This is a genomic window from Winogradskyella endarachnes (genome assembly GCF_009741275.1).
Classification (GTDB): domain Bacteria; phylum Bacteroidota; class Bacteroidia; order Flavobacteriales; family Flavobacteriaceae; genus Winogradskyella; species Winogradskyella endarachnes.
The window spans coordinates 40616-66127 of sequence record NZ_WOWS01000005.1 but is presented as its reverse complement, the minus strand read 5'-3'; the positions used below and the strand labels follow the sequence as shown (position 1 = coordinate 66127).

General features: G+C 33.4%; 17 protein-coding genes and 1 tRNA gene. 15 read left to right on the top strand and 3 right to left on the bottom strand.

All coding sequences use genetic code 11. The features are described from left to right. Complete coding sequence (locus GN138_RS12500; protein WP_157364341.1) at positions 1 to 3417, bottom strand: protein O-mannosyl-transferase family; 3417 nt, start codon at positions 3415 to 3417, stop codon at positions 1 to 3. Between the two features lie 150 nt (positions 3418 to 3567). On the opposite strand from GN138_RS12500, the gene GN138_RS12495 reads away from it, so the two are divergent. Then, positions 3568 to 3641: transfer RNA gene (locus GN138_RS12495), tRNA-Gln, on the top strand. 216 nt (positions 3642 to 3857) lie between these two features. Here the strand turns inward: GN138_RS12495 and GN138_RS12490 are convergent. Beyond that, positions 3858 to 4682: a universal stress protein gene (locus GN138_RS12490; RefSeq protein ID WP_157364340.1), complete on the bottom strand. Its 825-nt coding sequence runs from the start codon at positions 4680 to 4682 to the stop codon at positions 3858 to 3860. A 155-nt stretch (positions 4683 to 4837) separates the two neighbouring features. Here GN138_RS12490 and rimP point away from each other — a divergent pair, with 155 nt between their 5' ends. From rimP to infB, 3 genes are all read left to right on the top strand, one after another. Then, positions 4838 to 5302: a ribosome assembly cofactor RimP gene (rimP, locus tag GN138_RS12485; RefSeq protein WP_157364339.1), complete on the top strand. Its 465-nt coding sequence runs from the start codon at positions 4838 to 4840 to the stop codon at positions 5300 to 5302. A gap of 12 nt (positions 5303 to 5314) precedes the next feature. Then, complete coding sequence (gene nusA / locus GN138_RS12480) at positions 5315 to 6547, top strand: transcription termination factor NusA (protein WP_157364338.1); 1233 nt, start codon at positions 5315 to 5317, stop codon at positions 6545 to 6547. Positions 6548 to 6633: 86 nt separating this feature from the next. Next, positions 6634 to 9399 carry a translation initiation factor IF-2 gene (infB, locus tag GN138_RS12475; protein ID WP_157364337.1) on the top strand — a complete coding sequence of 922 codons (2766 nt, stop codon included), beginning with the start codon at positions 6634 to 6636 and terminating at the stop codon, positions 9397 to 9399. A 102-nt stretch (positions 9400 to 9501) separates the two neighbouring features. Here infB and GN138_RS12470 read toward each other — a convergent pair whose 3' ends face one another. Further along, the gene (locus tag GN138_RS12470; protein WP_157364336.1) at positions 9502 to 9882 is read right to left on the bottom strand and encodes an SPOR domain-containing protein; all 381 of its coding nucleotides are present in this window, start codon (positions 9880 to 9882) and stop codon (positions 9502 to 9504) included. Between the two features lie 296 nt (positions 9883 to 10178). Here GN138_RS12470 and GN138_RS12465 point away from each other — a divergent pair, with 296 nt between their 5' ends. The 11 genes from GN138_RS12465 to queG all read left to right on the top strand — a co-directional run bounded on the left by GN138_RS12465 (position 10179) and on the right by queG (position 25507). Further along, the gene (locus GN138_RS12465; RefSeq protein WP_157364521.1) at positions 10179 to 11465 is read left to right on the top strand and encodes a c-type cytochrome; all 1287 of its coding nucleotides are present in this window, start codon (positions 10179 to 10181) and stop codon (positions 11463 to 11465) included. A 103-nt stretch (positions 11466 to 11568) separates the two neighbouring features. After that, the gene (locus GN138_RS12460; protein WP_157364335.1) at positions 11569 to 14859 is read left to right on the top strand and encodes a TAT-variant-translocated molybdopterin oxidoreductase; all 3291 of its coding nucleotides are present in this window, start codon (positions 11569 to 11571) and stop codon (positions 14857 to 14859) included. Positions 14860 to 14887: 28 nt separating this feature from the next. Further along, positions 14888 to 16636, top strand: a complete 1749-nt coding sequence (nrfD, locus tag GN138_RS12455; RefSeq protein WP_157364334.1) for an NrfD/PsrC family molybdoenzyme membrane anchor subunit — start codon at positions 14888 to 14890, stop codon at positions 16634 to 16636. An 8-nt stretch (positions 16637 to 16644) separates the two neighbouring features. Continuing rightward, positions 16645 to 17184: a DUF3341 domain-containing protein gene (locus GN138_RS12450; RefSeq protein WP_157364333.1), complete on the top strand. Its 540-nt coding sequence runs from the start codon at positions 16645 to 16647 to the stop codon at positions 17182 to 17184. A 1-nt stretch (position 17185) separates the two neighbouring features. Next, a complete protein-coding gene (locus tag GN138_RS12445; protein ID WP_157364332.1) occupies positions 17186 to 17746 on the top strand; it encodes a c-type cytochrome in 561 nt (186 codons plus the stop codon). 22 nt (positions 17747 to 17768) lie between these two features. Continuing rightward, complete coding sequence (locus GN138_RS12440) at positions 17769 to 19133, top strand: quinol:cytochrome C oxidoreductase (protein ID WP_157364331.1); 1365 nt, start codon at positions 17769 to 17771, stop codon at positions 19131 to 19133. Positions 19134 to 19157: 24 nt separating this feature from the next. Then, on the top strand, positions 19158 to 20216 hold the full coding sequence (locus GN138_RS12435; RefSeq protein ID WP_157364330.1) for a cytochrome c oxidase subunit II: 1059 nt from the start codon (positions 19158 to 19160) through the stop codon (positions 20214 to 20216). A gap of 32 nt (positions 20217 to 20248) precedes the next feature. Beyond that, on the top strand, positions 20249 to 22045 hold the full coding sequence (locus GN138_RS12430; RefSeq protein WP_157364329.1) for a cytochrome c oxidase subunit I: 1797 nt from the start codon (positions 20249 to 20251) through the stop codon (positions 22043 to 22045). A gap of 164 nt (positions 22046 to 22209) precedes the next feature. Continuing rightward, on the top strand, positions 22210 to 23232 hold the full coding sequence (gene ruvB, locus GN138_RS12425; RefSeq protein ID WP_157364328.1) for a Holliday junction branch migration DNA helicase RuvB: 1023 nt from the start codon (positions 22210 to 22212) through the stop codon (positions 23230 to 23232). Between the two features lie 14 nt (positions 23233 to 23246). Then, a complete protein-coding gene (locus tag GN138_RS12420; protein ID WP_157364327.1) occupies positions 23247 to 24581 on the top strand; it encodes a cytochrome P450 in 1335 nt (444 codons plus the stop codon). Then, complete coding sequence (gene queG, locus GN138_RS12415) at positions 24581 to 25507, top strand: tRNA epoxyqueuosine(34) reductase QueG (protein WP_157364326.1); 927 nt, start codon at positions 24581 to 24583, stop codon at positions 25505 to 25507. Before GN138_RS12420 ends, queG begins: the two co-directional genes overlap by 1 nt. The last annotated feature ends 5 nt before the right edge of the window (positions 25508 to 25512 follow it).

Genomic DNA, 25512 nt, shown 5'->3' with positions numbered 1-25512 from the left:
TTAATTTGCTGGCGCAATTTTATCAATGGTATCTTTTACTGTTTCTGGAATATCGATGTCTTCAGGCATTTCAGGTGTGTCATCTACATCATTACCATAAAGTTTCATTAACTCATCAAAAAGACTGATATAGCTATTAAACGTTTTAGTTTCTTGCATGGCAAACTCCTCATCATTATAGATTACTAAAATATCTACTAAAGATCGGTAGCGTTGTATGTCTAAATAGATATCCTCACCAACCACTTGGTCTTGGTCTTTTAGAGGTAAACTACTGTAGTACGTTAAGTTTTCTTGATATTTTTTAGCAACATCTTTATATAAAGCACGGCCTTTTTCTTTATTTCCTACTTCGTAGTATGCACTAACATAAGGTTCTAGTAACGAGTAGAAACCAAATTTATCTACAGGCATTTTTTCCATAGCTATATCTGCTATTTCTTCAGCTTTATCTAATTGGTCTTCATTAATCAGTTGTTCAATTAATCGTGCTAAATTTCCTCTATAGGTAATACCATTTCGCCTAGTTTCAATATCGTAGTACATATCTTCACCACTTCCTCCCCAATTCCAGTTTTTAACCATTTCATACATTAGGTCTGGATCTACTCTTCCCATATCGTATGGGTTTGCCTTATCTACAGCAGTTTTTATTGGTACTAACTTGTAGCACATACCATCTAATTGTAAATAATCTTTTAACCACACATAATCTTCTGCTCCAAAGGCTCCACCAGTAAAGTAAATTGGTCGTTCCCAATTATTATTTGCTAGAATATCTAACATTAAAAGGCGATTTTTGTATAGATAACCACCACTGATTCTTGTAAATAAATAATCTTCTATTATATCAGCATCTTTAGGTTTTACAATTCCATTTTTCAATACCATTTCCTTGTTAACAGGGATGCTAATATTGCGTGTAGGATAATAATTAGAATTTAATAAATGTTTTGGGTAACGATTTGGGTCGTCACCTTGTTTATCAACAACAAATTTTACTTTAGTATTTGGTTTTTCACTAGATATAAAGTCCATAAATTGTTTTATGTCTAAGGTATCTCTAGCAATACTCTCATTTATTTCCTTGTACGCAACAACATCTCTTGTGCCTCCTCTATATTGTTTGTGTGTAAGCTGTGACGGAATAGGATCACTATCGTACGCTTTACGTTTCATTTGGTCTATGTACCAATCTGTTTGAAACAAGCTGGTATTAACCACACGTACATCTCTACGTACACCTTCAATTTCTTGTAAATACCATAAAGGAAACGTATCATTATCTCCAATGGTAAAAAGAATAGCATTAGGTGCACAAGATTCTAAATATTTTCTCGCCATGGCGTTTGTAGTGTACTTGCCAGAACGGTCATGATCATCCCAGTTATTGGCGGCTAAAATTCCTGGCACTAATGCAATACATATTATGGTGATAATTGGTGCAAGAAATTTAGATTTAAAATGAGATTGCAATAAATCATATATAGCATAAACGCCAAAACCAATCCAAATAGCAAATACGTAAAATGAACCAACTACTGAATAATCACGTTCACGAGGTTCAAAAGGTCTTACGTTAGTATAAAATTGAATAGCTAAACCAGTTAATAAAAAGAATACTAATAAAACCCAAAAACGTTTTAAATCTAAATACATCAAGAAAAACAAACCTGCTAGTCCTAGAATTAATGGTAAGAAATAATAAGTGTTTCTGGCTTTGTTTTCTAATACATCTGTTGGTAAATTATCTTGTGATATGCCCAAATGAATTTCATCAATAGGTTTAATTCCAGAAATCCAATTACCGTGTTCGTGCGTGTATTTTCCTTGTATATCATCTTGTCTTCCTGTAAAATTCCACATAAAATAGCGCCAATACATATAGCCAAATTGATATTGAAACATGTACATGGTATTGTCTAAAAACGAAGGTTTCTCTATTTCTAAATACTGTTGACCGTAGCGACTTAAAAACTGACTGTAATCTTCATAATCTACTTCGTGATTAGCAACACGCATTTTAAAATCATTTACAAGCATGTCAATTTGCTGTTTCTCCTGTAATGCGTATTGGCCAGCTTGTTCTTCTGTTAAACCAGCATTCATAGCTTCATTATATGCTCTGGTTTGTAAAGAAGGATCTGCTTTAAATTCAATTAAACCCGTAAACATCATGTAATTTTCAGCATGTTCTGCACTCCACATTCTTGGTAAAATAGAAGCATGTGCATGGTTGTAATTTTGCTTACTTTTTTCCCAATCGTTAATAATAACGTACTCTCCTTTTTCTTCGTCTTTTTCAAAGTTCTTTTTGTCATCTACAAAAGGATTGTCTTCATCGGCTCCAGAATAAGCTTCTGTAAATTGTGGGCCATAGAATAAGTGGGTTTCTGGGTACTGCTCTAAATTATAGTACGCTAATAGTTCTCTAGCATCAGAAGGATTGTTTTCATTAATCACAACTTGCGCGTTTGCTCTAATAGGTAACATCATCCAAGAAGAGAAACCAATAAATATAAACATTAAGCATAACACTAAGGTGTTAACGTGTTTGTAGTCTTTTTTACGTGTGTAATTTAAACCAAAATAAAATAAACCTATAACCATTACACCTGTAATAATGGTGCCAGAATTAAATGGTAAGCCTATAGAGTTTACAAAAAACACTTCTAAGTATCCAAATAGCTTAAGAGTTGAAGGCAATAATAATTTAAAAATGAATAATAAAATGGCAGCAGATACAATATTGGCAATTATAAAATTCTTTATAGTTATGGTTTTATAGTTTTTAAAGTAATAAAGGAGGCCAATGGCAGGTATTGTAAGTAAGCCCATAAAGTGCACGCCAAAAGATAGCCCAATTACAAAAGCAATAAGTATTAACCATCTATTACCTCTTGGTTCATTCATTTCTTGTTCCCAACGTAAACCTAAGTAGAATAACACAGCCATTATTAAAGTAGCCATAGCGTAAACCTCGGTTTCAACAGCGTTAAACCAAAATGAATCCGTAAATGTAAAAGCTAAACTACCAACCAAAGCACTACCTAAAATAGCATAGGCTTTACTTGGGTTATCCTCTTTGTTATATTTTACCAACTTCACTAATAACAGACTGATGGTCCAAAACATAAAAAGAATAGTAAATGCACTTGCAACACCGCTCATCATGTTTAAAATCATTCCAATTTGCGAAGGTTCTAATGCAAAAATGGAGAAAAATGCACCAAACATTTGAAACAATGGTGCTCCTGGTGGATGTCCAACTTGCAGTTTTGATGAAGTTAAAATATACTCTCCGGCATCCCAAAAACTTACTGTTGGTTCAATAGTTAGTCCGTAAACAACTACTGCTACTGCAAAAACAAACCATCCTAAAATGTTGTTCCACTTTTTAAAGTTAAAATCTGTCATGAAAACCTTACTTATTAATGCAGGCGAATTTACTAATTATTACATAAATGCCTACGTTTTTAAGTTAACGTTAAGTATTTTAAATTTTTTTTTTGATTTTTTTTGTCTAAATCAAACTTTGTATTAAATTTGCAGCCTCAATTGAAAGATTGGCCTATGGTGTAACTGGCTAACACATCGGTTTTTGGTACCGAAGAGTCTAGGTTCGAAACCTAGTGGGCCAACTAAAATTGAAATCCTAATCATTTACATGGTTAGGATTTTTTATTTTTAGTGTATATAAGAATTGAATTTTAATTTTGTTAATGCTGCTTTAGAAGCTGTTTTTAACATTAACACTAAATAAAAATCCCAATTAAATGGATTGGGATTTATCATTTAAATGATTTTTACAGATCTCTAAAACGCGGTATTGTTTTAGCTGCTTAATAGTTGTTGACTTAAATTTTAAATGTAATTACTGGTCGTTTAGCATGGTTTACTAGGTCTTCACTAATACTGCCATTAAAAAAATGAGCAATACCTTGTCTGCCATGTGTACTTATGCCTATTAAATCGGCATTTATATCTTTAGAAAAGTTTAAAATGCCAAGTTCTACAGAGTAATCATTGTGAATAGTAATGGTGTAGTTGTTAAAATCTTCACCAGAGATGAAATCTTTAACTCTATTATTAGCTTCATATGTAGACATAAAATTACTAGATGTAATTACTAAAAGTAGGTGAATTTTAGCATTAAAAGCTTTTGCGAAATTTACCGCTTGTTTATAAGTTTCTTTATTGTCATTTTTAAAATCCGAAGCAAACACAAAATTAGAAACGTTAAAACTAGTGTGTTCGTTTTTAATTACTAAAACTGGGACATCAGAAGTTCTAACTACTTTTTCTGCATTAGACCCTACAAACATTTCCATAAGTCCAGAAGAACCGTGAGAACCCATTACAATTAAATCAATATCAAATTCTTTACAAGCATCTTTAATTTCATTAAATGTAATATCGGCTTTTAATGTTTCATGAACCGTAATACCCTCTAAATAATCTTCAGCTAATAGATTTTGAAATCTTTTTTTGGCCAATTTCATAAAAAATAAGGTTTCAGGTATGTCGCTTTCTGTACTTCCTTGATCCATTTGTTGCAAGGGTATTTCCATCATATGTAATAAATAGATTTCGGCATTATAAGTTTTAGCTAGCATTGCAGCTACCTTAAGAGCATTGCCTGCTTGTTCAGAAAAATCTGTTGGAACTAGAATTTTGTTCATATATTAAATATTTACATTAGTCTCTTTAAATTTAAGAAAATAATTCCATATCATGAAACTTGGGTTTTTTAATATAAATATCGTATATTTGCAGCGTTATTTACTAAAAATAAATAAGCGAGAGGACGAAAAGTCCTCTCTTTTTATATCAAGAAATGTTTAAGAAAATAGTAGAAGACTTATTACAAGTAGCCTTAGAGGAGCGTCAAGATTTATTTCTAATAGACTTTAGTGTTTCTGCAGACAATGCTGTTAAGGTGGTTATTGATGGAGATAATGGCGTTTTGGTAGAGGATTGTATCTTTATAAGTAGAGCTATTGAAAATAATATTGATAGAGAAGAGCACGATTTTTCTTTAGAGGTTTTGTCATCTGGTGCAGGATCACCCTTAGTTTTGCCAAGACAGTATGCTAAGCATATAGGTAGAAATTTAGAAATAAAGACTTTAGATAGTCAAAATTTAGAAGGCGAGCTTAAAGAGGTAAATGAAGCCGATGTTGTTTTAAGCTGGAAAGCGAGAGAACCAAAACCTATAGGTAAAGGAAAGATAACAGTCACTAAAACAGTAACTGTTGCATTTGAAAATATTAAGGAAGCAAAAGTTAAAATAAAATTTTAATTCATATCAATCATGGAGAATATAGCGTTAATTGATTCATTTTCAGAATTTAAAGACGACAAATCAATAGATAGAGTTACGCTAATGGCAATTCTTGAAGACGTATTACGTAATGCGTTAAAGAAGAAGTATGGTGATGACGATAATTTTGATATTATTATAAATCCAGATAAAGGAGATTTAGAAATATGGAGAAACCGTATTGTTGTGGCTGATGGAGAAGTTGAAGAACCGAACCAAGAAATAGCATTATCTGAAGCTCAGAAAATTGAACCAGATTTTGAAGTTGGAGAGGATGTTGCAGAAGAGGTGAAATTAATAGACTTAGGAAGACGTTCTATCTTAGCACTAAGACAAAACTTAATCTCTAAGATTCATGAGCATGATAACACAAATATCTACAAGCATTTTAAAGATCTTGAAGGTGAAATTTATACCGCAGAAGTACACCATATTCGTCACCGAGCAATTATTTTGTTAGATGATGATGGTAACGAAATTATATTGCCAAAGGACAAACAAATCCCTTCAGATTTCTTTAGAAAAGGAGAAAACGTAAGAGGAATTATTGAAAGTGTTGAGTTAAAAGGAAGTAAGCCCGCAATTATTATGTCTAGAACTTCACCTATATTTCTTGAGAAATTATTTGAACAAGAGATACCAGAAGTTTTCGATGGTTTAATTACCGTTAAAAAAGTAGTGCGAATTCCTGGTGAAAAAGCAAAAGTTGCGGTAGATTCTTATGATGATAGAATTGATCCAGTAGGAGCCTGTGTTGGTATGAAAGGTTCTAGAATTCACGGTATTGTGCGTGAGTTAGGAAATGAAAATATTGATGTAATTAACTACACTAACAATGTTCAACTTTTTGTAACAAGAGCATTAAGTCCAGCAAGAGTAACTTCGTTGAAACTAGATGAAGAAAATATGCGTGCGGAGGTATTATTAAAACCAGAAGAAGTTTCTAAAGCTATTGGTAGAGGAGGTCACAATATCCGTTTAGCAGGGCAATTAACAGGATACGAAATTGATGTATTTAGAGAAGGTGCAGAAGAAGATGTAGAATTAAAGGAATTCTCAGACGAAATAGAAGACTGGGTGATTTCAGAATTTAGTAAAGCAGGTTTAGATACAGCTAAGAGTATTTTAGAACAAGACGTTAACGATTTAGTTAAGCGTACAGATTTAGAAGAAGAGACGATATTAGACGTTATCAGAATTCTAAAAGAAGAATTTGAAGATTAAATATCAGTTAAGTTTTAAATGAATTTTATAATTCATTTTGAAGTTGAATTGGTATAACATATATTTAAGTATTTTACAGGCAGTTTATGGCTCAAATGACAAGATTAAATAAAGTATTAAGGGAATTAAATATCTCTATAGATCGTGCTGTGGATTTTTTAGAATCCAAAGGCATTGAGATAGAGAAGAGCCCTAATACAAAAATTTCGCAAGAGGTTTATAATACACTTTCTGATGAATTTCAGACGGATGCATCTAAACGTGAAAAAGCTCAGGAGGTAAGTGAAGCAAAACTTAAGGAAAAGGAAGAGCTTCGTGAACGAAGAGAGCGCGAAATTGAGGAAAAGCAAAAACTAAAAGCCGAAAGAGAAGCTATTGTTAAGGCTAAAGCTGAATTAAGTGGACCAAAACAAGTTGGTAAAATAGATTTAGATAAAAAGCCTACAGTAGAAAAACAGGAAACTCCAAAAGAACCAGAGGTAAAGGAAGAGCCTAAAGTAGAAAAGCCCGTAAAAGAGGTTGCAAAACCTAAGGAAGAGCCTAAAAAGGTAGAGGAAGTTAAGCCAATAGAAAAAGCTGCAAAAGCTGCTCAAGTTGGTAACTTTGATAAAAATGAAAAAGGAGAAAAGTCAAAAGCTAAATTAACATCTAAAAAGCAGGAAGAGCCAGCTAAACCTGCAGAGCCTGTAGAGGAAACTTTAAAAACACAATACAAAAAACTTTCTGGACCTAACATTACAGGTAAGAAAATTGATTTATCTCAATTTAATAAACCAAAAAAGAAGAAAGAGGTAAAACCATCAGGTTCTGGTGATGCTAATAAACGTAAGAGACGCAGAATTAGTAAAGGAGGAAACGATTCTGGCGGAAAACCTAATTTTGACAATAGAAGAGGTGGAAAAGGAAGAGGTGGCAATACCAAACCAAAAGTTGTAAAGGAAGAGCCAACAGAAGAAGATGTAAAAAAACAAATTAGAGAAACTCTCGAAAAATTGCAGGGTAAATCTAATAAAGGTAAAGGCGCCAAATATAGAAGAGATAAAAGAGATCAGCATAGAGAACAAACTGAGATTAATCAAGAAATCGCTGCTGCAGAAAGTAAAATCATAAAAGTTACAGAGTTTGTAACAGTAAGTGAAATTGCTACTATGATGGAAGTTGGAGTAACACAGGTTATTTCTGCTTGTATGTCACTTGGTATGATGGTAACCATGAACCAACGATTAGATGCCGAGACACTATCAATCGTAGCAGAAGAATTTGGGTATGATGTTGAGTTTGTTACAGCTGGTATTGAAGAATCAATAGAAGAAATAGAGGATAATCCAGAAGATTTAAAACCAAGAGCACCTATTGTAACTGTAATGGGACATGTTGATCACGGTAAAACTTCATTATTAGATTATATTCGTAAAGAAAATGTAATTGCAGGTGAGTCAGGTGGAATTACACAGCACATTGGAGCTTATGGTGTAGAATTAGAGAATGGACAAAAAATAGCATTTCTAGATACACCTGGTCACGAAGCCTTTACAGCTATGCGTGCTCGTGGTGCTCAGGTAACAGATATAGCAATTATAGTTGTGGCAGCAGATGATGCTATAATGCCGCAAACAAAAGAAGCAATTTCTCATGCACAAGCGGCAGGTGTTCCTATCGTTTTTGCTATAAATAAAATTGATAAACCAGATGCTAATCCTGAAAAAGTAAAAGAGCAATTGGCACAAATGAACCTTTTAGTAGAAGATTGGGGTGGAAAAATTCAATCTCATGATATTTCGGCTAAAATGGGTACAGGTGTCAAAGAATTACTCGAAAAAGTATTACTTGAAGCAGAGTTATTAGAGTTACAGGCTAATCCTAATAAAGCGGCAAACGGTACTGTTGTAGAAGCGTATTTAGATAAAGGAAGAGGTTATGTCTCAACTATTTTAGTACAAGCAGGTACTTTAAGAGTTGGTGATTATGTCTTAGCAGGAAAAAATAGCGGTAAAGTCAAAGCTATGCAAGATGAGCGTGGACATGATGTCGCTGAAGCAGGTCCTGCAACACCAGTGTCTATTCTAGGTTTAGATGGTGCGCCTCAAGCAGGAGATAAGTTTAATGTATTTGAAGATGAACGTGAAGCTAAACAAATTGCAACAAAACGTACACAGTTACAACGTGAGCAGTCTGTAAGAACACAACGTCATATTACTTTAGATGAAATAGGACGACGTATAGCACTTGGAGACTTCCAAGAGTTGAATATAATCCTTAAAGGTGACGTAGATGGTTCTGTAGAAGCATTAACAGATTCATTCCAAAAATTATCTACAGAAGAAATTCAAGTTAACATTATACACAAAGGTGTAGGAGCAATTACCGAAAGTGATGTGTTGCTAGCAAGTGCATCTGATGCTATTATAGTTGGATTTAATGTTCGCCCTGTAGGAAATGCAAGAATGATTGCAGACAAGGAAGAAATTGATATTAGAACATATTCAATTATCTATGCAGCAATTAATGATCTTAAGGATGCTATGGAAGGTATGTTATCTCCAGAGGTTAAAGAAGAGGTTACTGGTACTGCTGAAATTAGAGAAATTTTTAAAGTTTCTAAAATAGGTAATATTGCAGGTTGTATGGTTACTAATGGAAAAATCTTTAGAAGTTCAGGAATTCGCATTATTAGAGATGGTGTAGTTATTCATACAGGTTCACTTGAAGCGTTAAAACGATTTAAGGATGATGTAAAAGAAGTAGCTAAAGGATACGATTGTGGTATGAAAATTAAAGGTTACAATGATATTGCAATTGGTGATGTAATTGAAGCATTCCAAGAAGTAGAAGTGAAGAAAAAGTTGAAGTAATAAATAGTAATTATTTCAATTAGCAATAAAAAAACCGACAATTATTAATTGTCGGTTTTTTATCTTTAGAATCTAATCTAATGGGGTTAGATGTATGCTGTATTAATCGTCCAATCTTGGCTGTATAACATTGGCATTCATATATTTTTTTCTGATTTTAGCCCAAGCGCGATCAGCTTCTAATCTCGTTGCAAAGTTGCCAACCCATACTTTGTAATTTGGGGTGTTCCATACGATTTCAACGTCCCAATCATTATAAATATTGAGAAAGTTTTCCTTTTCACGTTTAGCTTTATCAGGATCGGTACTATTGTAAACTTGTATAGTGTAAGTTTTAGACGTTTTTAAGTCCTTTTTATATTTTAATAACGTATCTATATCACTATTTTGTGTTACAACAACTTTGCCTTGTTGAGCGTTTAAAACTAGTGTTAAAGTGAAGCTTAATAAAGCACTCCATACAATTTTTTTCTTAATATTCATATGATATTATTTAGTTACAAATTTATGGTATTCATTTAAAAGAGTATAAAAATTTAAGTAAAATATTAAAGTAATCTATTGCCCTTCAATATGTCGGTGGTTTTTTAACGATATTGCATGCTTAAAATTTTAAATATTCTTTATTTAGAATTGGTATAAATTATATATTAACAGTTCTCTAAGATTTCGAAAATCCACTTTAAATGTTACTTTTGCCTGAGTTTTTACAAAGATCTTTTTTTACATTTTTAATGAAAAAATCGTACCAAAGTTTAGAAGATAATCCAACTTATAATATGAAACAGGTGATTTACTGTGGTTTAACCTCAAAGATATATAGTCTTTGCATTGTGCTTTTACTTACGTTTTCAACTTCTCTTATAGCTCAAGAAGGTGATCCAGTTAATGGGAAATCTCTTTTTAATTCTAATTGTGCTGCATGTCACAAGTTAGATAAGCCAATGACAGGTCCTGCTCTACGAAATGTAGAGTCAAGATTGGCAGATGAACAAGGCTTAGATAGAGAGTGGTTGGCGGCTTGGATTAGAAATAGTTCTGCGCTTATTAAATCTGGTGATGCGTATGCAAATAAAGTATATAACGAATATAACGGAGTTGCTATGACGGCTTTTCCGCAGTTAAGTGATACTGATATTTCAGATATTTTAGCATATACTGCTGCTCCTGCACCAGCTCCAGTTGTGGTTGAAAAAACTGGAGGTGAAGTTGCTGGCGAGCAAAGTGGTATCTCGAACAACTTAATTCTTGGGGCTTTAGCATTATTGTTTGCTTTGTTAGCTATGGCATTAGTCTTAGTGAATCGTACATTAAATCGTTTTGCGGAAGCTAAAGGGATAGAGGTTGTTTCGGAAAACAAAAGAACACCATTATGGAAAGCTTTCGTTCAAAACCAATTTTTGGTATTGGTTACTGCAATCTTATTTTTACTATCTAGTGGTTATTTTGTTTATGGATATTTAATGCAAGTAGGTGTAGATCAAGGTTACGAGCCAGTGCAGCCTATACATTATTCACACAGAATTCATGCAGGTGACAACGGAATAGATTGTAAATATTGTCACTCTTCTGCAAGAGTTAGTAAAACTTCAGGTATTCCTTCTTTAAATGTGTGTATGAATTGTCATAAATCAATTTCAGAAGTGGCACCAGAAACTTTAGCTGAAGGTGAAGAGTTTGGAGTTAATTATAACAATGAAATTCAGAAATTATACGATGCTGTTGGTTGGGATGGTACGGCATATACTGGAGATTCTCAGCCTGTAAAATGGATTCGTATTCACAACTTGCCAGACTTTGCTTATTTTAACCACTCACAACACGTTACTGTTGGAGGTATAGAGTGTCAGACATGTCATGGTCCAGTTGAAGAAATGGAAATTATGTACCAACATGCGCCTTTAACAATGGGATGGTGTATTAACTGTCACAGAGAAACTAATGTTAAGGTTAAGGATAACGAGTATTACACTAAAATTCATGAAGAACTATCTAAAAAATATGGTGTTGAGCAGTTAACAGCTGCGCAGATGGGTGGTTTAGAATGTGGAAAGTGTCATTATTAATAAATTAGAGTAAATTTAAAGAATTGCGATAAGTCAAATAATTTGAGTTTTTAACTAGATTTAAGAACGTTATCGTTAGTCGTAAAAATCATAAATAAACACTATGTCATCAAACAAGAAATACTGGAAAAGTGTTGAAGAGCTAAACGAAAATAGTTCTATTGTTGAGGCGCTACAACAAAATGAGTTTGTGGAAGAAATTCCAACAGATGAGTTTTTGGGTGATAAGGAATCTTTAGAATCCTCATCTACTTCGCGTCGTGATTTCTTAAAATACGTTGGTTTTAGTACAGCAGCAGCTTCATTAGCGGCTTGTGAAGGACCCGTGATTAAGTCTATACCTTATGTTGTTCAGCCAACCGAAATTATTCCAGGTGTTGCTAATTATTATGCAACAACAATTGCTAACGGTTTTGATTTTGCAAGTGTTTTAGTAAAGACAAGAGAAGGTAGGCCTATTAAAATTGAAAATAATACTGATGCAGCCACCAATGGCATGGCTAATGCAAGGGTTAATGCTTCAGTTTTAGGGTTGTATGACAGCTTAAGGATTAAGGCACCAATGAAAGGTGACTCAAAAATTTCTTGGAAAGCTTTTATGTCTGAAACAACGTCAGCACTAAAAGGGTTAAATGGTAAATCAATTGTGTTATTGACGCAATCAATGCCTAGTCCTTCGACGAATAAATTAATTTCAGAATTCAAGGCTAAATACGGAAATGTAACACATATTTCTTATGATGCAGTTTCTGAATCGGCAACTTTAGATGCTTACCAAGCTAAATATGGTAAGCGAGGAATGGCTAATTATGATTTCTCTAAAGCTAAAACAATAGTTTCTATTGGTGCGGATTTCTTAGGAGATTGGCAAGGTGGAGGATTTGAGTCTGGTTATGCTACAAAGCGAATTCCAGACCATGGAAAAATGTCTAGACATATTCAGTTTGAATCTAATATGTCATTAACGGGCGCTAATGCTGATAAGCGTATTCCTTTAACACCAAGTGAACAGAAATTAGTATTAGCTAAATTATATAGTGAAATAACAGGCAATTCTGCAGGAGGTGTAAAGCTTTCAGAAAGATTAAATGTTGCTGTAAAATCTGCAGCTAAAGAAATAAGTTTAGCTGGAAGAAATGCTGTAGTAGTTACGGGTGTACAAGATGTTAACGCTCAAACAGTAGTATTAGATATAAATAGTTACCTTAAAAGTTCTGCTTTTGACCCTAGTACAACTATAAATACTAGACAAGGAAATGACAAGGCTGTTTCTAAATTAGTAGCTGACATGAAAGCCGGTAAAGTAGGAGCAATAATAATGAATGGTGTTAACCCTGTTTACACACTTCCGAATGCTTCAGATTTTAAAGAAGGATTAGCTAAAACGGAATTATCTATTGCTTTTTCAATGAAGCAAGATGAAACGTCTACAGATTGTCAGTATATTGCTGCTGCACCTCATTATCTTGAGTCTTGGGGAGATTTTGAATTAAAAACTGGTCATTATTCAATGATGCAGCCTACAATTCGTCCTTTGTTTGACACAAAACAGTTTCAAGAAGTTTTAATGACATGGGCTGGTATTTCTGGTTCTTACAGAGATTATTTAAAAACAGTTTGGAATAATGATATATTAAATGGTGCTTCATTTAATAAGGCGGTTCAAGATGGTGTGTTTGTAACACCTTCTGTGTCTAGCCGAAATGGCTCTTCTCATTCTACTTCAACAGTAGTAACCACTGAAACTAAATTAAAAGATAAAAAAGATAGAACATTTTTAGGAGGTGTTATTCATGATGTTGCAGTAGGTGTTGGAATTAAAGATGAAGACAAAGATGAATATGTTACAACATCTACGTCTACAACACTAAATAATACAAGCGCTAATTCAACTATAGGTTCGGTTTTATCAGGAGGAGCTGCGGCAAGAGCTTTAGCTAAAACTAAACCTTCTCAAGGTATGGAGTTGTCACTTTATACTAAAACAGGAATGGGTGATGGTCAACAAGCTAATAATCCTTGGTTACAAGAATTTCCTGATCCAATTACAAGAACTACTTGGGATAACTATTTAACGATTTCTCAAGCTGATGCTGATAAATTAGAATTAAAAAATTGGAATGTTGCCAATGGTGGTTTAAATGGTAGCTATGCTAAAGTTTCAGTAAATGGAGCAGAAGCGATTACAGTTCCAGTTATTATTCAGCCAGGACAAGCTAAAGGTTCTGTAGGAATGTCTTTTGGTTATGGAAGAACTTCTAAGGCTTTAAAAGATGAAATGAAAACTGGTGTTAATGCTTACCCATTATATCAGAATTTTAATGCGGTACAAAGCGTTTCAATAGAAAAAGCTACAGGCGAGCATGAGTTTGCTTGTGTACAACTGCATAATACTTTAATGGGTCGTGGTGATATCATTAAAGAAACAACTTTAGAAATTTTTAATACGTACGATAGAGAAGATAAGAGACATGGTTGGAACAAAGTTCCTGTAGTTTCTTTAAATCATATTGAAACAAAAGTTACGGATCCAGATGTTGATTTGTGGGATGAGTTTGACCGATCAGTTGGTCACCATTTTAACTTATCAATTGACTTAAATGCGTGTACAGGTTGTGGAGCATGTGTAATTGCATGTCACGCAGAAAACAATGTACCAGTTGTAGGTAAATCAGAAATGAGACGTAGTAGAGATATGCACTGGTTGCGTATTGACCGTTACTATTCTCATCAAGATACTTTTGAAGCAGATGATGCTAAGAAAGATGGTTTAAACGGTTTATTTGGAGAAAATGGTTCTTTAGGAGGTTTTGGTGAGATGGAAAGTCCTGCTGATAATCCACAAGTAGCGTTTCAACCTGTAATGTGTCAGCACTGTAATCACGCACCTTGTGAAACTGTTTGTCCTGTTGCTGCAACAGCGCATGGTCGTCAAGGTCAGAACCATATGGCTTATAACCGTTGTGTAGGTACTAGATATTGTGCAAACAACTGTCCTTATAAAGTACGTCGTTTTAACTGGTTCTTATATAATAAGAATGACGAGTTTGACTATTATATGAATGACGATTTAGGGCGTATGGTATTAAACCCAGATGTTACTGTTCGTTCTCGAGGTGTAATGGAGAAGTGTTCTATGTGTATTCAAAAAACACAAAAAACTATTCTTGATGCTAAACGTGAAGGACGCCCTGTTAAAGATGGTGAATTCCAAACAGCTTGTTCTGCAGCATGTGGAAATGGCGCAATGATTTTTGGAGATGTCAATGATAAAAACAGTAAGATTACAGCATTAAAAGAAGATGATCGTATGTATCACTTGTTAGAACACATAGGGACAAAACCTAATGTGATTTATCAAACAAAAGTGAGAAACACAACATCAAAAGCATAAAATAAATCTAAGAAACAAGTATATAATTATGGCGTCTCATTACGAAGCACCTATTAGAAGACCTTTAGTAACTGGAGAAAAATCGTATCACGATGTTACAATTGATGTAGCAAGACCAGTAGAAGGCAAAGCCAACAAAGCATGGTGGATTGTTTTCAGTATTGCTTTAGTAGCATTCCTTTGGGGAATAGGTTGTATTATTTATACAGTATCTACTGGTATTGGAGTTTGGGGTCTTAATAAGACTGTAAATTGGGCTTGGGATATTACTAACTTCGTTTGGTGGGTTGGTATTGGTCATGCCGGAACATTAATATCTGCGGTACTATTACTTTTCCGTCAAAAATGGAGAATGGCAATTAACCGTTCTGCAGAAGCAATGACAATTTTCTCAGTAGTACAAGCTGGATTGTTTCCTATTATTCACATGGGTCGTCCTTGGTTGGCGTATTGGGTTTTACCAATTCCAAACCAATTTGGTTCATTATGGGTAAATTTTAATTCACCTTTACTTTGGGATGTATTTGCAATTTCAACCTATTTATCGGTATCATTAGTATTCTGGTGGACTGGTTTATTACCTGATTTTGCAATGTTAAGAGATAGAGCAGTTAGGCCATTTCAAAAGAAAATTTACGCTTTAGTAAGTTTTGGTTGGTCTGGTAGAGCAAAAGATTGGCAACGTTTTGAAGAAGTATCTTTAGTACTTGCTGGTTTAGCAACACCTTTAGTACTTTCTGTACACACTATTGTATCTTTTGATTTTGCTACATCAGTTATTCCTGGTTGGCACACAACGATTTTTCCACCTTACTTCGTGGCAGGTGCAGTATTCTCAGGGTTTGCAATGGTAAATACGCTTCTTATTATTATGAGAAAAGTATGTAACCTTGAAGATTATATTACAGTACAACACATAGAATTAATGAATATTGTAATTATGATTACGGGTTCTATTGTTGGTGTAGCATATATAACAGAGTTGTTTATTGCATGGTATTCTGGTGTAGAATTCGAGCAGTATGCATTCTTAAATAGAGCAACTGGTCCTTACTGGTGGGCATATTGGGCAATGATGTCTTGTAATGTATTCTCTCCGCAGTTTATGTGGTTTAAGAAATTAAGAACAAGTATTATGTTTTCGTTTTTTATATCAATTGTGGTAAACATTGGTATGTGGTTTGAGCGTTTCGTAATTATTGTAACTTCATTACATAGAGATTATTTACCATCATCTTGGTCTATGTTCTCGCCTACATTTGTAGATATTGGGATTTTTATTGGAACTATTGGTTTCTTCTTTGTATTATTTTTATTGTACTCTCGTACTTTCCCAGTAATAGCACAAGCGGAAGTTAAAACAATTTTAAAATCTTCAGGAGAACGTTACAAAAACATAAGAGAACGAGGTGATAGTTTAGCTGGCACAGGTGCTGATGTTAGAACATCTAAACCAGTAGAATTTAAATCAACGGCAATTATTGCCGATAAACCGAAAGCTCTTCCAAGCAATGATGAAGAAAAGTTAAATAGCTTATTTGAAGGTATTGGCAAATTTGATCCGGCAACACAAACAGCTGATGATTTAAAAATTGTTAATGGAATTGGTCCTAAAATGGAAGAAGTTCTTAACAGCATAGGGATTTATACATTCCTTCAGGTTAGTAAAATGACGAAAAAAGAATATGATTTGTTAGATTCAATTACCGGTTCTTTCCCAGGAAGAGCAGAACGTGATGATTGGTCTGGACAAGCTAAAAACTTATTAAACAACTAATATAGTCTATGGAAGCTTCGAAAGTAATTCATGCTATTTATACAGATGATGATATACTAATGTCAGCCGTTAAAAAGGTAAAGGCAGAGAGATTTCACATTGAAGAGATATATACACCTTTTCCGGTTCACGGACTAGATAAGGCAATGGGATTAGCGCCAACACGTTTAGCAATTACAGCTTTTATTTATGGTTGTATTGGTATTACTGTTGCAACTGTAATGATGAATTTTATAATGATTAAAGATTGGCCACAAGATATTGGAGGCAAGCCAAGTTTTAGTTATTTAGAAAATTTACCTTCATTCGTACCTATTATGTTTGAGCTTACAGTATTTTTTGCTGCGCACTTAATGGTTATAACATTTTACATGAGAAGTAGAATGTGGCCATTTAAAAAAGCCGAAAATCCAGATCCAAGAACTACTGATGATCATTTTTTAATGGAAATCGCGGTTCATAATAATGAAGAATCATTAACGAACTTGTTAAAAGAAACAGGCGCAGTTGAGATAAATATTGTTGATAATAATGAAGATGCACATTAATATGAAGACAGTAGCAAAGTTTAGCACAGTTATAATTGTATTAGTTAGTTTAGTCTCTTGCCAAAAGACGTCTAGTAGAAACTATCAATACATGCCTAATATGTATGAGTCGATAGGTTATGAAACTTACCAAGAATCTGATGCATTTGGTAATGGTGTAGAGGCGCAATTGCCTGCAGAAGGATCAATACCAAGAGGTGATTTTATGCCTTTCGAAATTGAAAACACAAATGAAGGTTATGCTTTTGCAAAAGCTAATTTAAAGAATCCTTTAGACTCTACTCAGGTAGATTATGAAGTAGGTGGACCATTATATAATATTTATTGTGGTATTTGTCATGGAAATAAAGGTGATGGAAAGGGTAAATTAGTACAACGCGAAAAAATATTAGGTGTACCAAGTTATGCTGATGTAGGACGTGCAATTACAACTGGTAGTATTTACCACACGCTTTACTATGGTAAAAATACAATGGGTTCTTATGCTAACCAATTGAATGAGACCGAACGTTGGCAAGTGGTGGCGTATGTAGAGAAGCTTAAGGCAGATTTAGAAAAATAAGATTTAGATAAAGATTATATAAATGGAATATAAAATTTCAAATCGTTTAAAAATTGGTGCTATTGTTTTAATAGTTTTAGGACTATTAGGTATTAGTTACGGCTTTATTGATGCTAGTAGTGTCACTGAAGATAATATTACTGAATTTTTAGCAAACGAAGATCACCATGGTGATGCATATGCTAGTGATTCTCACAACTCTGATGCTTTACATGTAGAAGATCATCATGGTGGAGATGCTCATGGTGCTTCACATGCTGAACAAGATCATGGCATGAGTCATGAAGAGCATGTATTACACCAAATACATAATAGACCATATTCGGCATTATATATTGCTGCTTTCTTTTTCTTTATGATTTCTTTAGGTGTATTAGCGTTTTACGCTGTACAGTACGCAGCGCAAGCTGGTTGGTCTCCTGTATTATTTAGAGTAATGGAAGGTATAACATCTTATGTTTTACCAGGTGGTTTAATAGTTTTAGCAATTGCTTTCGCGGCAGATAGTCATTTATTCGTTTGGTTAACTGATGGTATTACAGATGTAGATAGTGATAAATATGATACTTTAGTTGCTGGTAAATCTGGCTGGTTAAATAAGACTGGTTTTTTTATTAGAGGTATTATTTTCGTAGCTGGTTGGTCATTATATCGTCATTTTTCTAGGAAATTTTCAGTCGCTCAAGATAATGCAGATGATAACCGTTATTTTAAAAAGAACTTTAGAATTGCAGCTGCATTTTTAGTATTCTTTATATACACTGAATCAATGATGTCTTGGGACTGGATAATGAGTGTAGACCCACACTGGTTTAGTACCTTATTTGGATGGTACTTATTAGCAGGTATGTTAGTTTGTGGAGTTACAGTAATTGCTATGATTGCTATATATTTAAAATCTAAAGGATTGTTAGAGCATGTAAATGATAGTCATATTCATGATTTAGCTAAATTTATGTTTGGTTTTAGTGTATTCTGGACCTATTTATGGTTCTCTCAATTTATGTTAATTTGGTATTCTGATATTCCAGAAGAAGTAACTTATTTTGTAACACGTATTGAAGATTATAAATTGCCTTTCTTTGGTATGATTGGTATGAATTTTATATTCCCGCTCTTACTATTAATGAATAGTGATTTTAAACGTGTAAATTGGTTTGTTATAATGGCAGGAGTTGTGATACTATGTGGTCATTATTTAGATATTTTTAATATGATTATGCCTGCAACTGTTGGAGATAGATGGTTTATAGGTATTCCTGAAATAGGAGCCATATTATTTTTTGCTGGTATATTTTTATACGTAGTCTTTACGGCTTTAGGGAAATATCCATTATTGGCAAAAAGAAGTCCGTTTATTGAAGAAAGTAAACATTTCCATTACTAATATAAAAAAAGAACAGAAACGATAATGACTGCTTTATTAACAATTATAATTGTACTCTTTGTTGCTGTTGCCTTATGGCAAATGGTAAAGATTTTTGACTTAGCTCAAGTTGGCACATCTAATTCTCAGATTGCTGATGATGAGGATAATAAAATCAATGGTTATTTAATGATAGGATTTTTAATCTTTATTTATTTAATAACAATACTTAGTTTTTGGTATTTAGGAGATCTACCATTAATGTCTAATGCTGCATCAGAACATGGTGTAGAAGTAGATAATCTTATGGTTATCTCAATGGTAATAATTTTTATAGTACAAATTTCAACCCAATTTGTTTTGCATTTCTTTGCTTATAAGTACCGTGGAGAAAAAGGTAAGAAAGCTTTATTTTATGCAGACAACACAACTTTAGAATTTATTTGGACTGTAATACCTGTAATAGTTTTAGCAGGTTTAATTATATATGGTTTATTTACATGGAATGATATAATGACAATTGATGAGGATGAAGATCCTATGGTAATTGAATTATATGCTCAGCAATTTAGTTGGAAAGCACGTTACAGTGGTGCAGATAATGTATTAGGTAAAGCTAATGTTAGATTAATTGATATTGATCGTGCTAATATTTTAGGTGTTGATGAATCTGATCCTAATGCGGTAGACGATGTTATTGTAACAGAATTACACTTACCAGTAGATAAACCGGTTGTATTTAAAATGCGTTCTCAAGATGTTTTACATTCTGCATACATGCCTCATTTTAGAGCTCAAATGAATTGTGTTCCTGGTATGGTAACACAATTTAGTTTTACACCGACTGTAACCACTGAAGATATGCGTCAGAACGAAGATATGGTTGAAAAGGTGAAGAATATTAATGAATTGAGATTAGAGAGAAAAGATGAAATTGAAGAGGCAGGACAAGAGTTAGTATACGAATTTGATTATTTGTTACTATGTAATAAAATATGTGGTAAATCGCACTACAATATGCAGATGAAGATTATTGTAGAAACTCAAGAGGAATTTGATGCTTGGATGAAAGAGCAGAAAACTTTTCCAAATTCATTAAATTAATAATTTTTTTTAAGAAAAAGATAATTTAGATTATGTCAGCAACTATAGATACACACGGTCACGAAGAAGATCACGACGTACATCACCATAAAGAAACATTTATCACTAAGTATATATTTAGTTTAGATCATAAAATGATTGCTAAACAATACTTAATCACAGGTACATTTATGGGAATTATAGGGATTTTAATGTCTATAATGTTCCGTATGCAAATTGCTTGGCCAGAAGAACCTAATGTATTATTTGAAGCCTTATTAGGAAAATGGGCACCAGATGGTGTTATGGATGCAGATATATATTTAGCATTAGTAACAATACATGGTACCATTATGGTATTTTTTGTTCTTACCGCTGGATTGAGTGGTACTTTTAGTAATTTATTAATTCCATTACAAATTGGTGCAAGAGATATGGCATCAGGTTTCTTAAACATGTTATCATTCTGGATATTTTTTGCGTCTTGTATGATTATGTTATTCTCATTATTTGTTGAAGCAGGTCCAGCAGCAGCAGGTTGGACAATATATCCTCCTCTAAGTGCACTACCAACAGCATCTGGTGGATCTGGTTTAGGTATGACTTTATGGTTGGTATCAATGGCGATATTTATTGCGCAGTCTTTAATAGGGTCTTTAAACTATATTGTAACTGTAATTAACTTACGTACAAAAGGTATGTCTATGACAAGATTGCCGTTGACAATTTGGGCATTATTTGTAACAGCCATTATTGGTGTAGTTTCTTTCCCTGTGTTATTATCTGCGGCACTTTTGTTAATAATGGATAGAAGTTTTGGAACTTCATTCTTCTTATCAGATATATTTATACAAGGTGAAGTATTACATTACCAAGGTGGTTCTCCTGTTTTGTTTGAGCATTTATTTTGGTTCTTAGGTCACCCAGAAGTTTACATTGTAATTTTACCAGCAATGGGATTAGTGTCAGAAATTATGGCATCTAACTCACGTAAACCAATTTTTGGTTATAGAGCCATGATTGCTTCTATTTTAGCAATTGCTTTCTTATCAACTATTGTTTGGGGTCACCATATGTTTATTTCTGGTATGAATCCTTTCTTAGGTTCTGTATTTACATTTACAACATTACTTATTGCTATACCTTCTGCTGTAAAAGCTTTCAACTGGATTACTACCATTTGGAAAGGTAATCTTCAGATGAATCCTGCCATGTTATTTTCTATTGGTTTTGTATCAACATTTATTACTGGTGGTTTAACAGGTATAATTTTAGGAGATTCTGCATTAGATATTAATGTTCACGATACATATTTTGTAATTGCGCACTTTCACTTAGTAATGGGTATTTCTGCACTATACGGAATGTTTGCTGGTATTTATCATTGGTACCCAAAGATGTATGGACGTATGATGAATAAGAATTTAGGTTATTTACATTTCTGGATAACCGCTGTTTGTGCTTATGGTGTTTTCTTCCCAATGCATTTTATTGGAATGGCAGGTTTACCTAGACGTTATTATACAAATTCAAATTTCCCTTTATTTGATGATTTAACAAATGCTAACGTTGTAATTACAATTTTTGCTATCATTGGTGGTATTGCACAAATTATATACTTGTATAATTTCTTTGCAAGTATGTTCTATGGTAAGAAAGCAGAACAGAATCCTTGGAAATCAACAACCTTAGAATGGACTACACCTGTTGAAGCTATTCATGGAAACTGGCCAGGAGCTATACCTCAAGTATATCGTTGGTCTTATGATTACAGCAAACCAGGTCATGATGTTGATTTTGTTCCTCAAAATGTTCCTTTAAAAGAAGGTGAAGAAGAATTACAACATTAAATTCTTATTATAAGACTCTTAAATAGAGATAAACAATATCAAAGCCTTTCTGTTTTCAGAAAGGCTTTTTCATTATATTTGTTTTGACTGCTTAGTAATGCTGAACTTTATTCAGAACTTTTTTATATAACTTAATTAGATTCCTATTTTCAACGGAACTCAATATGAACGAAAACCTTAACCCAAATAGCGACAATTTAACTCCAGAAGAATGGGATGTTGAAAAGAAATTAAGACCTTTATCGTTTGAAGACTTTACAGGTCAGGATCAAGTATTAGAAAACTTACTGGTTTTTGTAAAAGCTGCAAATCTTAGGGATGAAGCGTTAGATCATACGTTATTTCATGGACCTCCTGGTTTAGGTAAAACTACGTTAGCACATATTTTAGCTAATGAATTGGACGTTGGTATTAAAGTAACTTCAGGACCTGTTTTAGACAAACCAGGTGACTTAGCAGGATTACTTACAAACTTAGAAGAGCGTGATGTTTTATTTATTGATGAAATTCATCGGTTAAGTCCAATCGTAGAAGAGTATTTGTATTCTGCAATGGAAGATTATAAAATTGATATAATGATAGAGTCTGGCCCAAATGCTAGAACTGTTCAAATTAATTTAAATCCATTTACCTTAGTTGGTGCTACCACAAGGTCTGGCTTACTTACAGCACCAATGCGTGCGCGTTTTGGTATTAGTAGTCGTTTACAGTATTATAAAACAGAATTATTAACTACTATTGTACAGCGTAGTGCTTCAATTTTAAACATGCCAATTACTATGGAGGCTGCCATAGAAATCGCTGGTAGAAGTAGAGGAACACCTCGTATAGCGAATGCTTTATTAAGACGTGTTAGAGATTTTGCGCAAATAAAAGGTAATGGCAAAATAGATATTAAAATTGCCAAATTTGCATTAAAAGCGCTTAATGTAGATGCCTACGGTTTAGATGAAATGGATAACAAAATTTTAACCACAATCATTGAAAAATTTAAAGGAGGACCTGTTGGTATTAGCACAATTGCTACAGCCGTAAGTGAAAGTACAGAAACGGTAGAAGAAGTTTACGAGCCATTTCTCATACAACAAGGTTTTATAATGCGAACACCTCGTGGGCGTGAAGTAACAGAACAAGCCTACAAACATTTAGGTAAAATAAAAGGACCAACGCAAGGAGGTTTGTTTTAAAATAAAGCCTCAATTTGAATAAAGAACAAAATATACCATCGGTTTCATTACGTAAATTCTTAAAGCATTCTTTAGATATATTGAAGAATCCTTTGCCGTTTCATAATCAAAACTTTGAAGAAAAAGGTGATGTGTTCAGATTAAAAATTGGATTAAAAAACAGTGTGATTTTTGTTCGTGATGCATCTTTGGCAGAATATGTACTTCAAAAAAACCAGAAGAACTATACAAAATCTAAAATTCAAACTGAAGATTTAGTCAAGTATGTTGGTAAAGGATTATTAACCTCTGAAGGTGAACATTGGAAAAAACAACGAAAACTAATTCAACCGGCATTCCATAAAAAACAAGTAGTAAATCTATTAAATAATATAGAAAATGCTATTAAAACGGAATATAAAAGAATTACACCTAATGTTGTAATAGACATTTTTCCAATCCTAAATGATTTAGCATTTCAAACGGTTGTAAAATCTTTATTTAGTATCGCTGTTGATAAGCAAGATATTTCAGATCTTCAAAACATAACAGAGGAAACACAAAAAATGTTGGTTAAGGAATTGCGTCAACCATATTTAGGTTGGTGGTTTAATTTTAGTGGAGAAATTAAAAAACATACCGATTTAACTGATCAAGCCAGACAAATTTTAAAACACATTGTAAACAACAGGCGTATTTCTAAAACAAAAGAGCACGATTTGTTAGATATGCTTTTAGATGCAAAGTACGACGATGGTTCTTCTATGGCAGAAGAACAACTCGTAGACGAAATCTTAATTCTATTTGCTGCAGGTCACGAAACTACCTCTAATGCATTAACGTTTACAACACAATTATTAGCATTGCATCCAAAATGGCAAGACAAAATTTATAACGAGCGTAAAAAATTGGAAGAAGAGTCTAATGACCTAATGGATTTGGTGACAAAGTCAAAAATTTGCCAGCAAGTTATAGAAGAAGCTATGCGATTGTATCCACCAGCTTACTTTATAGATCGCGTAAATAAAGAACGAGATTCATTTAATGATATGGAATTTGAAGCTGGATCAAATTTATTATTTTCAGTTTACGAAATGCATCGTAATCCAAAACTATGGGAACAACCAAACACATTTTTACCAGAACGATTTAGCGAAGGTAGTCGAAAGTTTTCATCACAATATTTTCCATTTGGAGCAGGACCAAGAAAATGCATCGGAAACAATTTTGCCATGTTTGAGATGATAATTGCTATTTCTGAATTAGTGCATAACTATAAAATTATCCCAGATTTTGAAGCTATAGAAATAACACCTTTAATTACACTAAAACCAAAAAACGCTTTTTTAAAGTTTGAAGAGCGCATATAATGCATAATAATACAGCTAAATACACTGAATTAATTAAATCCGAAGCCAAGCGTCTCGGATTTTTATCTTGTGGCATCAGTAAAGCTGGTTTTTTAGAGGAAGAAGCACCAAGACTAGAACGCTGGTTAAATAATAACATGAATGGCGAAATGCGCTACATGGAAAATCATTTTGATAAACGTTTAGATCCAACTTTATTAGTAGAAGGTTCAAAATCTGTGGTGTCATTATTATTAAATTATTATCCTTCAGAATTTCAAACAAAGGACTCTTACAAGTTGTCTAAATACGCATACGGCAACGATTATCATCATGTTATAAAACATAAGCTAAAATCGTTGTTATATTTCATTCAAGATGAAATAGGAGAAGTTGGAGGACGCGCATTTGTAGATTCTGCACCTGTTTTAGATAAAGCTTGGGCTGCAAAATCTGGTTTGGGTTGGATAGGTAAACACTCTAACCTATTAACACAACAAGTAGGCTCATTCTATTTTATTGCCGAATTAATTATTGATTTAGAACTAGACTATGACACACCAGTTACGGATCATTGCGGAACATGTACGGCTTGTTTAGATGCTTGCCCAACAGAAGCCATTACAGAACCATACGTGGTAGATGGTAGCAAATGCATTTCGTACTTTACCATAGAACTAAAAGAAAATATTCCAACAGAATTTAAAGGCAAATTTAATGATTGGATGTTTGGCTGCGATATTTGCCAAGACGTTTGCCCTTGGAATAAATTTTCTAAACCTCATAACGAACCCTTATTTAATCCACATCCTGAGATATTAGATATGACCAAAAAGGAATGGGAGGAAATAACAGAAGATACGTTTAAAAAAGTGTTTCAGAAATCTGCGGTGAAACGAACTAAATTTTCTGGCTTGAAACGTAATATTAACTATCTGAAAGATTAATTTAA